The sequence below is a fragment of the Chromobacterium sp. FG22 genome (genome assembly GCF_057809415.1).
In genome coordinates, this window is record NZ_JBMDJX010000021.1 from 26404 (window position 1) to 40198 (window position 13795).

Annotated in this window: 12 protein-coding genes; 6 read left to right on the forward strand and 6 right to left on the reverse strand. The window is 65.0% G+C overall.

The features are described 5' to 3' along the window. The first annotated feature begins 92 nt into the window (after positions 1–92). Positions 93–551, forward strand: coding sequence for a SixA phosphatase family protein (locus ACODSD_RS18340; protein ID WP_107798500.1), 459 nt, complete (start codon positions 93–95; stop codon positions 549–551). A gap of 64 nt (positions 552–615) precedes the next feature. Here the strand turns inward: ACODSD_RS18340 and metE are convergent, their stop codons facing one another. Next, positions 616–2907 (reverse strand): 5-methyltetrahydropteroyltriglutamate--homocysteine S-methyltransferase, encoded by a 2292-nt coding sequence (gene metE / locus ACODSD_RS18345; protein ID WP_488877987.1) that lies wholly within the window; start codon positions 2905–2907, stop codon positions 616–618. 92 nt (positions 2908–2999) lie between these two features. On the opposite strand from metE, the gene ACODSD_RS18350 reads away from it, so the two are divergent. Beyond that, a complete protein-coding gene (locus tag ACODSD_RS18350) occupies positions 3000–3932 on the forward strand; it encodes a LysR family transcriptional regulator (RefSeq protein WP_488877988.1) in 933 nt (310 codons plus the stop codon). 114 nt (positions 3933–4046) lie between these two features. Here the strand turns inward: ACODSD_RS18350 and ACODSD_RS18355 are convergent, their stop codons facing one another. The 5 genes from ACODSD_RS18355 to glnA form a co-directional block, all read right to left on the reverse strand. Beyond that, a complete protein-coding gene (locus ACODSD_RS18355; protein WP_488877989.1) occupies positions 4047–4787 on the reverse strand; it encodes a substrate-binding periplasmic protein in 741 nt (246 codons plus the stop codon). A 29-nt stretch (positions 4788–4816) separates the two neighbouring features. Further along, on the reverse strand, positions 4817–6274 hold the full coding sequence (gene ntrC / locus ACODSD_RS18360) for a nitrogen regulation protein NR(I) (RefSeq protein ID WP_107801688.1): 1458 nt from the start codon (positions 6272–6274) through the stop codon (positions 4817–4819). A gap of 72 nt (positions 6275–6346) precedes the next feature. Then, positions 6347–7462: a nitrogen regulation protein NR(II) gene (gene glnL / locus ACODSD_RS18365; RefSeq protein ID WP_488877990.1), complete on the reverse strand. Its 1116-nt coding sequence runs from the start codon at positions 7460–7462 to the stop codon at positions 6347–6349. A 59-nt stretch (positions 7463–7521) separates the two neighbouring features. Beyond that, entirely contained in the window at positions 7522–8004 is a 483-nt protein-coding gene (locus ACODSD_RS18370; RefSeq protein ID WP_107798504.1) for a DUF4124 domain-containing protein, read from the reverse strand. Positions 8005–8115: 111 nt separating this feature from the next. After that, on the reverse strand, positions 8116–9534 hold the full coding sequence (gene glnA, locus ACODSD_RS18375; protein WP_107798505.1) for a glutamate--ammonia ligase: 1419 nt from the start codon (positions 9532–9534) through the stop codon (positions 8116–8118). A 349-nt stretch (positions 9535–9883) separates the two neighbouring features. Between glnA and ACODSD_RS18380 the strand changes: the two genes are divergently transcribed. The 4 genes from ACODSD_RS18380 to mgtE all read left to right on the forward strand — a co-directional run bounded on the left by ACODSD_RS18380 (position 9884) and on the right by mgtE (position 13790). Then, a complete protein-coding gene (locus ACODSD_RS18380) occupies positions 9884–10336 on the forward strand; it encodes a rhodanese-like domain-containing protein (protein ID WP_488877991.1) in 453 nt (150 codons plus the stop codon). Positions 10337–10529: 193 nt separating this feature from the next. Next, positions 10530–11351, forward strand: coding sequence for a shikimate dehydrogenase (gene aroE / locus ACODSD_RS18385; protein WP_107798507.1), 822 nt, complete (start codon positions 10530–10532; stop codon positions 11349–11351). A 111-nt stretch (positions 11352–11462) separates the two neighbouring features. Then, a complete protein-coding gene (mtgA, locus tag ACODSD_RS18390; RefSeq protein ID WP_199225817.1) occupies positions 11463–12149 on the forward strand; it encodes a monofunctional biosynthetic peptidoglycan transglycosylase in 687 nt (228 codons plus the stop codon). Between the two features lie 201 nt (positions 12150–12350). Further along, a complete protein-coding gene (gene mgtE, locus ACODSD_RS18395; RefSeq protein WP_107798508.1) occupies positions 12351–13790 on the forward strand; it encodes a magnesium transporter in 1440 nt (479 codons plus the stop codon). Positions 13791–13795: the final 5 nt, after the last annotated feature.

A 13795-nucleotide genomic window follows, 5' to 3' on the forward strand; every position in this document is an offset into this window, starting at 1 on the left:
TCGCAGTCGCGCCAAGCCGCGCATCCCGCCCTGGGCGGGTGCCCGACTTGGCTCGCTTGCGCCGAATTAAAAATATTTGACGAGGGGTGTGTATGGATTTGATTTTGTGGCGCCACGCCGAGGCCGAGGACGGCTCCGATGATCTGGCTCGCGCGCTGACGCGGCGCGGACAGCAGCAGGCCAGCCAGATGGCGTCCTGGCTGCGGGTGCGCCTGCCGCGCGATTATCTGCTGCTGGCCTCGGAGGCCAAGCGTTCGCAGCAGACGGCGGCCTTGCTGGCGAAAAGCTTTCAGACCTTGCCGGCGCTGAACCCGACGGCGTCGCCGGAGGAGGTGCTGGAGGCGATAGGCTGGCCGGAGACGGACCGCACCGTGGTGCTGGTCGGCCATCAGCCTTATATCGGCTGGCTGGCGTCCAGCCTGTTGTCCGAGCAGCAGCAGTTGTGGAGCGTGAAGAAGGGCTCGATCTGGTGGTTGAGCCACCGCGAGCGCCACGGCATAGAGCAGACGCGTTTGAAGGCGATGATGACGCCGGGCATGTTGCAGCCTTGAGTCGGAACGAAAAAAGGCCCCTCGATCGAGGGGCCTTTTCTATTGTGCCGACAGATTGAACGCTTCAAACGATGGCGTCGGCCTCCTGCGCCAGACGCCGGCGCAGCGTCTTGCTGACCTTGACCATGCTGGAGAGCGCGGCCTCCACCTCGGGCCAGCCGCGGGTTTTCAGGCCGCAGTCGGGGTTGACCCACAGTTTTTCCGGCTCGATCACTTGCAGCGCCTTTTCCAGCAGCTGCTGGATTTCCGCTTCCGGCGGCACCCGCGGGCTGTGGATGTCGTAGACGCCGGGGCCGATGGCGTTGGGATAGCGGAAGTGGCCGAAGTCCTGCAACAGCTCCATGTCCGAACGCGAGGTTTCGATGGTGATCACATCGGCGTCCAGCGCGGCGATGGCCGGCAGGATGTCGCCAAACTCCGAATAGCACATATGGGTGTGGATCTGGGTGGCGTCGGCCACGCCGTGGCAAGACAGTCGGAAGGCCTCGCCGGCCCAATCCAGATAGGCGGCGCGGTCGGCGCGCTTCAGCGGCAGGCCTTCGCGGATGGCCGGTTCGTCGATCTGGATCACGCGGATGCCGGCGGTCTCCAGGTCGCGCACCTCGTCGTTCAGCGCCAGGGCGATCTGGCGGCAGACTTCGCCGCGCGGCAGGTCGTCGCGGACAAAGCTCCATTGCAGGATGGTGACCGGGCCGGTCAGCATGCCCTTGACCGGACGCGGGGTCAGGCTTTGCGCGTACTCCGCCCATTCCACGGTCATTGCTTGCGGCCGCGCCACGTCGCCGAACAAAATGGGCGGCTTCACGCAGCGGCTGCCGTAGCTTTGCACCCAGCCGCCTGCGGTGAACACGAAGCCGGACAATTGCTCGCCGAAGTACTCCACCATATCGTTGCGCTCGGCCTCGCCGTGCACCAGCACGTCGATGTCCAAAGCCTCCTGACGGCGGATCGCCAGCTCGATTTCCTGCCGCATCGCCTGGCGGTAGGCTTCGGCGGACAGCTCGCCGCGTTTGAAGGCGGCGCGAGCGCCGCGGATGGAGGCCGTCTGCGGGAAGGAACCTATGGTGGTGGTGGGCAGCAGCGGCAGCTTGAGCCAGGCTTGCTGCGCGGCGGCGCGCGCCGGATAGGCGCTGTGGCGGCGGTCGGCGTCGGCCGGCAGCGTGGCCAGGCGTCGCTGCACTTCGGGGCGGTGGATCAGCGGGCTGGCGGCGCGCTGCTGACGGGCGTAGTCGCTGCCGGCCAATTCATTGGCGATGGCTTCGCGGCCTTGCTCCACGCCGCGTTTCAGCACTTTCAGCTCATTGAGTTTTTGCACCGCGAAGGCGAGCCAGGTTTTGACGTCGACGTCGAGCTGGGTTTCCGCGGCTAGGTCGAAGGGCGCGTGCAGCAGCGAGCAGCTGGGGGCGATCCACAGACGCTCGCCCAGATCGGCGGCCAAGGGTTGCAGGCTGGCCAGCACGCGGGACAGATCGGCGCGCCAGATATTGCGTCCGTCGATGACGCCGGCGGACAGCACCTTGTCCTGCGGCCAGCCGTCGGCGAAGGCCGCCAGTTGCAGCGGCGCGCGCACCAGGTCCAGGTGCAGGCCGGCCACCGGCAAGCGTTGCAGCAGCTCGGCGTGTTCGGCGACGCTGCCGAAGTAAGTCGCCAGCAGCAGGTTCAAGGAACCGTCCTGCAATTGCCGGTAGGCGGGTTCGAAGGCGGCCAGCCATTCCGGCGGCAGGTCCAGCGCCAGGATGGGCTCGTCGATCTGCACCCATTCCACCTTGGTCGCCGCCAGCGCGGCCAGCACGTCGCGATAAGCCTGCAGCAGGGCGGGCAGCAAGGACAGCCTGTCCAGGCCGGCGTGCTTGGCCTTGCCCAGCCACAGCAGCGACAGCGGTCCCAGCAGCACCGGCTTGGCGCGCAGGCCCAGGGCCTGGGCTTCGCGCACTTGCGCCAGCAGGCGCTCCGGCTGCGCCTGGAAGGCGGTGTCCTCATGCCATTCCGGCACCAGATAGTGGTAGTTGGTGTCGAACCATTTGGTCATTTCCAGCGCCGGCTGGCCGGCGTTGCCGCGTGCCAGTTGGAAATATTGCTCGGTGCTCAGCCGGGCGGCGTCGAAGCCGAAGCGCGGCGGAATAGCTCCCACCAGCAGCTGCGCGTCCAGCACGTGGTCGTACAAGGAGAAGTCGCCGACCGGGGACAGTTCCACGCCGGCGCCTTTTTGCAGCAGCCAGTGGCGCTGGCGCAGTTCACGCGCGCCGCTCAGCAGCGCGGCTTCGTCGATTTCGTTTTTCCAGTAGTTTTCCAGCAGGGTCTTCAGTTCGCGCTTGGCGCCGATGCGGGGAAAGCCGAGCAGGTGCAGGGTGGTCATGGCGGACTCCTTGGTTCGTGATGTCCCTAGCATTGCGCAAGCTGTTGTATGATACAAACTCATTATTTTGCCAGTTAACATGAAATGAATTCATGATGAGCATTCTGGAGATCCGACATCTGCGCACCCTGCTGGCGCTGGCCGAAACCGGCAGCGTGTCTTTGGCGGCCAGCCGCCTGTTCCTGACCCAGTCCGCGCTCTCGCACCAGTTGAAACAATTGGAGCAGGGCTATGGCATGAGCTTGTTCGAGCGCAAGACCCAGCCGCTGCGCTTCACCGCCGCCGGCGAGCGGCTGCTGGCGCTGGCGCACGACCTGAACGCCCGGGTGGCGTCGGCGGAGCGCGATCTGGCGCGGCTGCGCCAGGGGGAGGCCGGCGAGTTGCGGGTGGCGGTGGAGTGCCATACCTGCTTCGACTGGCTGATGCCGGCGATGGACGCATTCCGCCAGCATTGGCCGGGCGTTGAACTGGACATTGTGTCCGGCTTCCACACCGATCCGGTCAGCCTGCTGCTGAGCCATCGCGCCGATCTGGCCATCGTGTCGGAGGCGGAGCCGCAGGCCGGCGTCGATTACCAGCCGCTGTTCGCTTATGAGATGGTGGGCATCGTGGCGCGGGATCACCCGCTGGCGAACAAGCGCTGCTGGCTGGCGGAGGACTTCGCCGGGGAAACGCTGATCCATTACCCGGTGCCGGACGAGATGCTGGATCTGGTGCGCAAGGTTTTGCGTCCGGCGAGTGTCAACCCGGCGCGGCGCAGCAGCGAGCTGACCATCGCCATCATCCAGCTGGTGGCCAGCCGCCGCGGGGTGGCGGCCTTGCCCTACTGGGCGGTCAAGCCCTATCTGGAGCGCGGCTACGTGGTGGCGCGGCCGATAGGCGAGAGCGGTTTGAGCAGCGAGTTGTACGCGGCGGTGCGCAGCGACGACGGCGGCCTCGCCTATATGCAGGATTTTCTGGTCACGGTGAGAGAGCAGAGCTTCGCCACCTTGCCGGGGCTGACGCCGCTGGGCGCGGCCGCCTGACGGGGAAGCGGTTTACGATCGGCTGCGCGCCGTCTGCGACATGCTCATGCGCCACGAGTAGATTCCGCTTTCTCCGCTGGTCTCGCCCTTGCTCACGAGACTGTGAACCGGTTCTTAGGGCAGGTCCAATTGCCGGCGCAGCGACGGCAATTGATTCCAGACGCAGCGCATGCGTTCCGGATGCGCCTGGCCGTAAGCCTTGGCGAACACCAGATAGCTGTTTTCGGTCTTCAGCGGCGGCAGCAGCTTTTTCATGCGCAGCTGCGGGTGTTGCGCCAGGTAAGCGTCGCCGCCGGGTTCGTGCATGGCGAAGGCGGCGATGCGGCCCGCCTGCAGCTTGGCGAAATTTTCTTCCAGATCGGCGCCGGCCTCGGTGGGAATCCGGCGGGCTTTCAATACGCGGATGACCGACCAGCCGCGATTGACGCCGACGCTGTCGTCCTCGGGCAGGTCCAGCCGGTGGCCGTCCCAACGCAGTGTTGAAGCTTGCGGAACGTAGAGCACGTAGGACAGCGCGGTCAGCCTCAGCCGGCTGTCCGCCAGCTCGCCGCGCATCGGATAAAGCATCTGCTTGGCGCGGTCAGTCTGGAAGGAGAGCATGGCGGCGGCGTCGGCCTGGTTCAGCGCCAAGCTGCGCAGCAGGCGTCGCGCCGGCAGCTGTCGGAACTGGGCGTGCAGGCCGCAGTGTTCCGCCGCTTGCCGGGCGAGGTCGATGACGGGGCCGGACAGTTGCGAGGAGGTCTGTTGGATGAAGGGCGCCGGTTCGGCACTGCCGACGACGATGCGCAGGACGGGAGCGGCTTGGACCCACCCGCCGGCCAGCAGGGTGAGCAGCGCCAGCGCGGATTTGGACATGGGCGGGTCCTTGCGGAATGATCATGGATTCATTTTATGAGCCCGAGATCGGCCTTGTCATGGCTTTCATCGGCATGGGCTTCCAAACCCAGTTCCTGGATCTTGCGGGTCAGGGTGTTGCGGCCCCAGCCCAGCAGGTGGGCGGCCTCCACTTTGCGGCCGCCGGTATGGGTCAGGCCGCTGCGGATGCAGCTGGTTTCGAAGCGCCGGGTCAGCTCGTCGATGATGCCGGCCTCGCCGGCGCGCAGGCGGCGGCTGACCTCTTCGGCCAGCAGCTGCGGCCAGTCAAGCTGTCCCGCTTCCGCGCCGCCGGCATGGCGCGCGCCGGCGGCCGGGTCGCGCAGTTCCTGCGGCAGATCGGCCACTTCCACGGTCTGGCCGGGCGCCATCACGCTGATCCACTGGCACAGGTTTTCCAGTTCGCGGACATTGCCGGAGAACAGGCTGTGCTTGACCACGTCCATGGCGGCGTCGCTGAGCCGCTTGGGTTCCACGCCCAGCTGGGTGGCGCTCTTGGCCAGGAAGTGGCGGGCCAGCAGCGGGATGTCCTCGCGCCGTTCGCGCAGCGGCGGCAGCCGCAGGCGGATTACGTTCAGGCGGTGGTAGAGGTCTTCGCGGAACTGGCCGTCGCGCACGCGCTGTTCCAGGTTTTGATGCGTGGCGGCGATGACGCGGACATTGGCCTTGATCGGGGTGTGGCCGCCGACGCGGTAGAAGTGCCCGTCGGACAGCACGCGCAGCAGCCGGGTTTGCAGCTCGGTGGGCATGTCGCCGATCTCGTCCAGGAACAGGGTGCCGCCCTCGGCCTCCTCGAAGCGGCCGCGACGGGTGGCTTGCGCGCCGGTGAACGCGCCTTTTTCATGGCCGAACAGTTCCGACTCCAGCAAGTCCTTGGGAATGGCGGCGGTGTTCAGCGCGATGAAGGGTTTGCCCGCGCGCACCGAGTGGCGGTGCAGGGCCTCGGCCACGCGCTCCTTGCCGGTGCCGGATTCGCCGGTGATCAGCACGGTGACGTTGGACTGGGACAGCCGGCCGATGGCGCGGAACACGTCCTGCATCGCCGGTGCCTGGCCCAGCAGCACCGGCATCGCTTCCGGATGATCGCTGACCGCGATGTCCGGCCGGCTTTCCGCCAGCGCGCGCTCGATCAGCAGCACCGCCTGATCGACGTCGAAGGGTTTGGGCAGGTATTCGAAGGCGCCGCCCTGGAAGGCCGCCACTGCGGAGTCCAGATCGGAGTGCGCGGTCATGATGATGACGGGCAGCGTCGGGTGCTCGGACTTGACCTTGGACAGGAATTTCAGCCCGTCGGTGCCCGGCATGCGGATGTCCGAAATGATGACTTGCGGGGCGCGGTCGTAGAGCGCGTTCAGCGCGTCGTCGGCGCTGGCGAAGCTGTCGAAGCCGATGCCGGCGCGCCCCAGCGCCTTTTCCAGCACCCAGCGTATCGCCTTGTCGTCGTCAATAATCCATACCGCTTGGTTCATCGCGAAATCCTTGTGCTCGGCGCCGCCGGCGTGAGCGGGCGGCGGCAATGTGTTTGGGGTGGGCGGGTCCGCTCAGTCCGTGGCGAAAGGCAAGGTCACGGTGAAGCAGGTCTGTCCCGGCCGGGAGTCGAATTCGATATTGCCGCCGTGCTGGTGGACGAAGGCCTGGGCCAGGGTCAGCCCCAGACCGGTGCCTTCGGCGCGGCCGGTGACCAGCGGGTAGAAAATATGGTCCTTGATCTCGTCGGGGATGCCGGGACCGTCGTCGATGATCTGCAATTTCAATGCCAGGGTGTGGCGTTTGCGCGCCAGCGTCACCTGGCGCGCCACCCGGGTGCGCAGAATCAATTGGCCGCGGCCCTTCATCGCCTGAACGGCGTTCTTGACGATGTTGAGCGCCACCTGGATCAGCTGTTCCTTGTCGGCCACCAGCTGGGGCAGGCTGGTGTCGTAGTCGCGGCGAATCTGCAGGCCCTGCGGATATTCGGCCAGGGCGATGCTGCGCACGCGTTCCAGCACTTCGTGGATATTGATCTCGCCGCGCACATGGCTGCGGTGCGGCGCCAGCAGCCGGTCGACCAGCGATTGCAGCCGCAGCGCCTCCTCCTTGATCACCGCGGTGTATTCCTTCAGCTCCGGGCGGTCCAGCAGCTCGTGCTCCAGCAATTGTGCCGCGCCGCGGATGCCGCCCAGCGGGTTCTTGATCTCATGCGCCAGGTTGCGGATCAGCTCCCGATTGGCCTGGTGTTGCAGCAGCAGCCGTTCCTCGTTGGCGATCTTCAACTGCTGATCCAGCGGCCGCAGTTCGATCAGCGCCAGTCCGCCGTCCGCGTCCACCGGCGCCACCGACAGCGCGATGTGCAGCGCCTGCTCGCTGTGCTGCGGGATCAGTTCCAGATCGTGCTCGATGAAGCTGGCGTTGTGGCGCAGCGCGGTGGACAGCGCCTGGCGCAGCGCCGGGCAGGGCTGGAACAGATCGAACAGGCTGTGGCGGCGCAGCTCGCGGCTGCCCAGCGCCAGCAGGTTCTCGCATGCGGGATTGACGAAATGCAGCGCGCCGTCGGCGTCGACGATCAGCACGGGGGTGTCCAGCAGTTCTAGTCCGGCAAAGCTGGTCGGCGGCATGGTGCGGTGTGTCCTGTAGGCTGAGGCGGAGGGCTTGCGCAGGCTGAGCAAAATTCGGGCCATGCCCGCGCGCCCGGGAATGGCCCATTTCTTTTCAGTATGCACCATGATGGTGCGTCAAACTAGTTCTGCCCCAGCTCGCGACGCAAGGCTTCCACGTTTTTCTGGCGGTCGGTGACTTCGTCCTGCAGCTTCTGCACCCGGTTCAGGTATTTCTGGTAATTGCGGGTTTCGTCGCCGTTGCGCGTGGCCTTGCCGTCGGTCAGCGCTTTTTCCGCCTCGCTCAGCGCTTTTTGCTCATTGGCGAGCTCCTGTTCCAGGATCTTGCGGCGGCCGTTGTCGCGCTGCTTCTGGGTGCCGGGATCGACGCTGGGGTAGCTGCCGGAGGGCTTGGCGTCTCCGTTGCCGCCGCTGCTATTGGCGGGGGAGGCGCTTTTCTTGTGCTGGCTGGGATAGGAGGAGAGCGGGTTGAGCCGGATCGCCTGCGCGCCGCGTATCGGCACATTGGTGAAAGTGACGTTGCCGTCTTTGTCCACGTACTTGTAAACGGTGGCGTGAGCGGAGGCGCTCAGCAACAGCAAGAGACAAAGCGATAGAGTTTTCATGGGCGGCGTGTCGAGTTCCGGGTTTCAGCTCTGCAATGATATGCAAATCCGCCGGACAAGTCATATATGAAAACGGCAGCCCGGAGGCTGCCGTTTTTCCATGCGCCGGTATTACAGCGAGTAATACATCGCGAATTCCACCGGATGGGTGGTCATGCGGGTCAGGTTGACCTCCTGCATCTTCAGCTCGATGTAGGCGTCGATCCAGTCATTGGAGAACACGCCGCCGCGGGTCAGGAACTCGCGGTCCTTGTCCAGAGCGGCCAGCGCCTCGTCCAGGCTGGCGCACACGGTCGGGATCAGCTTGTCTTCTTCCGGCGGCAAATCGTACAGGTTCTTGTCCGCGGCGTCGCCCGGGTGGATCTTGTTCTGGATGCCGTCCAGGCCGGCCATCAGCAGAGCGGAGAAGCACAGATAGGGGTTGGCCAAGGGGTCCGGGAAGCGCGCTTCGATGCGGCGGCCTTTGGGGCTGGCCACATGCGGAATGCGGATGGACGCGGAGCGGTTCTTGGCGGAGTAGGCCAGCTTCACCGGCGCTTCATAGTGCGGCACCAGGCGTTTGTAAGAGTTGGTGCCCGGGTTGGTGATCGCGTTCAGCGCCTTGGCGTGCTTGATGATGCCGCCGATGTAGTAGAGCGCGGTTTCGGACAGGCCGGCGTAGCCGTCGCCGGCGAACAGGTTCTTGCCGTCCTTCCAGATGGACTGGTGCACGTGCATGCCGGAGCCGTTGTCGCCGACGATGGGCTTGGGCATGAAGGTGGCGGTCTTGCCGTAGCTGTGGGCCACGTTGTGCACCACGTATTTCAGGATCTGGGTCCAGTCCGCGCGCTGGGTCAGGGTGCTGAACCTGGTGCCGATCTCGTTCTGGCCGGCGGTGGCCACTTCGTGGTGGTGCACTTCCACCGGGATGCCCAGCTCTTCGAGCAGCAGCACCATGGCGGAGCGGATGTCTTGCGAGGAATCCACCGGCGGCACCGGGAAGTAACCGCCCTTGATGCCCGGGCGGTGGCCCATATTGCCGCCTTCGAACTCTTCGGCGGAAGCCCAGGCGGCTTCTTCGGCCTTGATCTTGACGAAGCAGCCGGACATGTCTGTGCCCCAGGTCACGCTGTCGAAGATGAAGAATTCCGGTTCCGGGCCGAAATAGGCGGTGTCGCCCAGGCCGGAAGCCTTAAGATAGGCTTCGGCGCGTTTGGCGATGGAGCGCGGGTCGCGGTCGTAGCCCTTGCCGTCGGCCGGATCGATCACATCGCAGTGCAGGAAGACGGTGGGTTCGTCGTAGAACGGGTCGATGCGGGCGGTGGCCGGGTCGGCCATCAGCAGCATGTCGGATGCCTGGATGCCTTTCCAGCCCGCGATCGAGGAACCGTCGAAAGCGTGGCCGTGTTCGAACCATGCGTCCGGATCGTCCAGCAGCACATGGGCCGGAATCGACACGTGTTGTTCTTTGCCGCGGGTATCGGTAAAGCGCAGGTCGATGAACTTGACATCATTTTCGGTAATCAGCTTGACTACGTCTGCAACCGCCATGGTTTTCTCCTGAAAGGCTACATGCATCATGTGCGAATGAGTGGATGGCAGGCTCTTAAGCATTAAGCGTGCCAGCTATGAAATCGCTGAGATTCCATTGTGTCATAGCCCAAAACCGGGCGCTAGCGGAGTTGAATGAACCAGGGTGGTGCCTGGATTCGGCTTATGCACCAAAACAGGGCGTTGACGGCATTGCGGCCGTCTTCGTCGATATGGATAATCCGTATATTCCGTATATAAGGTAACGAGAGCGGCTGACAAAACCCCGCTAAGACGCTGAGGCCGGCCGGCGCAGCGTCAAGGGGTGTCGGCGGTTCGACAAGGCGGCCGGGCCGCGGGGAGAGCTTGCATGGATCAGATGACGCGGCTATTGCAACAGGCGCAGCGCCGGGCGGAAGAACAGGGCTTGCCCTATCGCGGCGCCTTGACGCCGCAGGAAGCGCACCAGCTGAAGCAGGCGATGCCGGAAGCGGTGCTGCTGGACGTGCGCAGCGCGGCGGAATGGCAGTTCGTCGGCGTGGTGCCCTATGCCCAGCGGCTGGAGTGGCGGAGCTTTCCCGGCATGCAGCCCAATCCGCGTTTCATCGAGCAATTGCAGGACATGCTGCCCAAGGACGGCGTGCTGATGCTGATGTGCCGTTCCGGCGTGCGCTCGGACGAAGCGGCGCGCATGGCCGCCGCCGCCGGTTACACCGAAGCCTACAACGTGCTGGAGGGGTTTGAGGGCGACAAGGACGCCGACGGCCACCGCAACACCGTGGGCGGCTGGAAAGCGCGCGGCCTGCCCTGGCAACAAGGCTGAGCCGGGGCCGGCGCGGTGACGTCGTGGTTGAAGTTTGGCGTATTCCACGGCAAAGTGTCATAGCGCCGCCGGCAGGGCGGCGCGGACGCGACGAGAGCCGCCAACAAAGCCAAGCGCGACGCGGCGCCGGGGCTTTGTTAGCCACTCTCTATCCGAATACCGAAAACATAGCCAAATCTTGGAAAGCTGACTCATGACCGACCGTTACGCCGTTATCGGCAACCCTGTTTCGCACAGCCAGTCGCCGTTCATCCATAACGAATTCGCGACGGCCACCGGCCAGGATATCGCTTACGACAAGTTGTTCGCCGAACTGGGGCGTTTCAACGAGGTGGTGGCCGAGTTCGTCTCCGCAGGCGGCAAGGGCCTCAATATCACGCTGCCGTTCAAGGGCGACGCCTACCGTTTCGCCAATGAGCTGACCGAGCGCGCCCGCGCGGCGGAGGCGGTCAATACCCTGTGCTTCCGCGACGGCAAGATCTACGGCGACAACACCGACGGCGTGGGCCTGGTGCGCGACATCGTGGACAATCTGGACTACCCGATCGCCGGCGCCAAGGTGCTGATCCTGGGCGCGGGCGGCGCGGTGCGCGGCGTGCTGGAACCCATCCTGGCGCAAAAGCCGGCCTCCTTGACCATCGCCAACCGCACGCTGATCAAGGCCGAGGCGCTGGCGCATCACTTCGCGCCCTGGGGCAAGGTGGAGGCCATAGGCTACGAGCAATTGAAGGGCCGCAGCTTCGACATCGTGATCAACGCCACCTCGACCAGCCTCAGCAATGAATTGCCGCCCATCCCCTACGGCCTGTTCACCGCGCGCACCCTGGCTTACGACATGGTGTACAGCAAGGGCCTGACGCCTTTCTTGCAACGCGCGCAGGCGGAAAACGCCGGCATGCTGGCCGACGGCCTGGGCATGCTGGTGGAGCAGGCGGCGGAGTCCTTCGCCATCTGGCGCGGCGTGGAGCCGGCCACCCGCAAGGTGACCAATATGCTGCGGGAAGTGCTGGCCTGACGCTCGCCGGGTCCGGCGGGTCCGGACCCATCAACAAGGCGTCGCTTTTCCCTCCCGCGGTTTGAATCCCAATCCCCCTTGCCCTGCGAGGGGGCTCGCTTCGCGAGTCAGATGATGCGTCTCTTCCTGAAAGTACTGGCGGCCCTGATGGCCGCCTTTCTGCTGTATAACCTGTGGATCTTCGGCCATATCGTTTATTGGCGTGGCCACAACCCGTCGGCCAGCGCCTTCATGAACGAACAGCTGGCCAAGCTGCAGCAGGACGACCCCGAGGCGGAGCTGCGCCACAAATGGGTGAGTTACGAGCAGATCTCGCCCAATCTGAAGCGCGCGCTGATCGCGTCGGAAGACGCCAAGTTCGTCGATCACGAAGGTTTCGATTGGGACGGCATCGAGGCCGCTTTCGAAAAAAACCTGAAGAAGGGCAAGATCGTCGCCGGCGGCTCCACCATCAGCCAGCAGCTGGCCAAGAATTTGTTCCTGTCCAGCAGCAAGACGCCGTGGCGCAAGGTGGAGGAAGCCTTGATCACGGTGATGCTGGAAACGGTGTTGGACAAGCGGCGCATTTTCGAGATTTACCTGAACGTGATCGAGTGGGGCAACGGGGTTTTCGGCGCGGAGGCGGCCTCGCGCTATTACTACCGCTCCAGCGCGGCGCGGCTGTCTTCGTCGCAGGCGGCCAAGCTGGCGGCGATGGTGCCCAATCCGCGCTATTACGACAGCCATCGCGGCGCGCCGGGCCTGGCGCGCAAGACCCGCATCATCCAGCGGCGAATGGGCTATGTGGAACTGCCGTGAGCGCCCGGGGGCCGGATTGGAGCGGCGCAGGCGGCATGTTACAATCGCGACTTTCTTTGAGTGCGCCATGCGCGAGGCATGGCGGCTACGCAATGGACTTACCCAGTTACCCCGTAATCCAATCCCGATTTACCGTTAGAGAATAACGCCCGCCTCAGACCGCCCGCGCCGCGCGCGCCATCTGGGCGGAAGGAGACGTGCATGACGGTTGCCTTCAAGCAACAATCCGCCGATCGTCTGCAAGAAAGCCTGGCCCTGGTGCAGCGCCTGATCGAGCGCCAGCGGCAGTTGGAAGATCTTGTATCCCGTCAGGAGGCGTCCGAGCCGCCGACGGACCCGCTGGCCCCGCATTACAATCTGGAAGCGCTGCGGCTGAAGCTGGAGCAGCTGCACCCGGCCGACGTCGCCCATATCCTGGAAGCCTTGCCGCTGGAAGACCGCCTGCTGGTCTGGGACCAGGTGGGCGGCGCGCGCGACGGCGCCATCCTGCTGGAAGTGTCCGACGCGGTCAGGGAATCGCTGATCGAAGTGATGGAGCACGGCGAGCTGGTCAACGCCGCCGAGCAACTGGACGCCGACGAACTGGCCGAACTGGCGCCGGACATGCCGCGCCAGGTGGTGTACGAAGTGATGGGCGGCCTGGACGAGGAAGAGCGCGCCCAGCTGCAATCCGCGCTGTCCTACGACGAGGACAAGGTCGGCGCGCTGATGGACTTCGACCTGGTCAAGATTCGCGCCGACGTCAGCTGCGAAGTGGTGCTGCGCTATCTGCGCCGTTTCGACGAACTGCCGGCGCATACCGACAAAATCTTCGTCATCGACGACTTGGGCCTGCTCAAGGGCGTGCTGTCCATCCGCAAACTGCTGGTGTCGGACCCCGACGCCTTGGTGGCCGAAGTGATGGCCACCGAGCTGGTCAGCTTCAGCCCGGACGAGGACGCCGCCGACGCGGCGCTGGCCTTCGAGCGCTACGACTTGATCACCGCGCCGGTGGTGGACGAGGCCGGCAAGCTGATCGGCCGGCTGACCGTGGACGAGATGGTGGACGTGATCCGGGAGGAATCCGACAGCGAAGTGCTGAATCTGGCCGGCTTGAAAGAGGAAGAAGACCTGTTCGCGCCGGTGATCGACTCGGTGAAGAACCGCTGGGCCTGGCTGGCGATCAATCTGTGCACCGCCTTCATCGCCTCGCGGGTGATCGGCGTGTTCGAACACTCCATTTCCCAATTGGTGGCCCTGGCCGCGCTGATGCCCATCGTCGCCGGCATCGGCGGCAACTCCGGCAATCAAACCATCACCATGATCGTGCGGGCGCTGGCCATGGGGCAGATGCAGCTGAGCCAGGCCTGGCGCTTGTGGCGCAAGGAGTTGCGAGTCAGCATGATCAACGGCGTGCTGTGGGGCGGGGTGATAGGCAGCGTGGCCTGGCTGCTGTACGGCAGCTTTTCGCTGGGTCTGGTGATGCTGGGCGCGATGCTGCTCAATCTGATGCTGGCCGCCACCATGGGCGTGTTGATTCCCTGCCTGATGCAGCGCTCCGGCCGCGACCCGGCGCTGGGCTCCAGCGTGCTGATCACCGCCTGCACCGACTCCGGCGGCTTTTTCATTTTCCTGGGTCTCGCCACCCTGTTCCTGTTGTGACGACC

Bases quoted from the DNA above. Each gene is read 5' to 3' on its own strand.
- ACODSD_RS18340 (WP_107798500.1), top strand. From the start codon at position 93: ATGGATTTGATTTTGTGGCGCCACGCCGAGGCCGAGGACGGCTCCGAT.
- metE (WP_488877987.1), bottom strand. From the start codon at position 2,907: ATGACCACCCTGCACCTGCTCGGCTTTCCCCGCATCGGCGCCAAGCGC.
- ACODSD_RS18350 (WP_488877988.1), top strand. From the start codon at position 3,000: ATGATGAGCATTCTGGAGATCCGACATCTGCGCACCCTGCTGGCGCTG.
- ACODSD_RS18355 (WP_488877989.1), bottom strand. From the start codon at position 4,787: ATGTCCAAATCCGCGCTGGCGCTGCTCACCCTGCTGGCCGGCGGGTGG.
- ntrC (WP_107801688.1), bottom strand. From the start codon at position 6,274: ATGAACCAAGCGGTATGGATTATTGACGACGACAAGGCGATACGCTGG.
- glnL (WP_488877990.1), bottom strand. From the start codon at position 7,462: ATGGCCCGAATTTTGCTCAGCCTGCGCAAGCCCTCCGCCTCAGCCTAC.
- ACODSD_RS18370 (WP_107798504.1), bottom strand. From the start codon at position 8,004: ATGAAAACTCTATCGCTTTGTCTCTTGCTGTTGCTGAGCGCCTCCGCT.
- glnA (WP_107798505.1), bottom strand. From the start codon at position 9,534: ATGGCGGTTGCAGACGTAGTCAAGCTGATTACCGAAAATGATGTCAAG.
- ACODSD_RS18380 (WP_488877991.1), top strand. From the start codon at position 9,884: ATGGATCAGATGACGCGGCTATTGCAACAGGCGCAGCGCCGGGCGGAA.
- aroE (WP_107798507.1), top strand. From the start codon at position 10,530: ATGACCGACCGTTACGCCGTTATCGGCAACCCTGTTTCGCACAGCCAG.
- mtgA (WP_199225817.1), top strand. From the start codon at position 11,463: ATGATGCGTCTCTTCCTGAAAGTACTGGCGGCCCTGATGGCCGCCTTT.
- mgtE (WP_107798508.1), top strand. From the start codon at position 12,351: ATGACGGTTGCCTTCAAGCAACAATCCGCCGATCGTCTGCAAGAAAGC.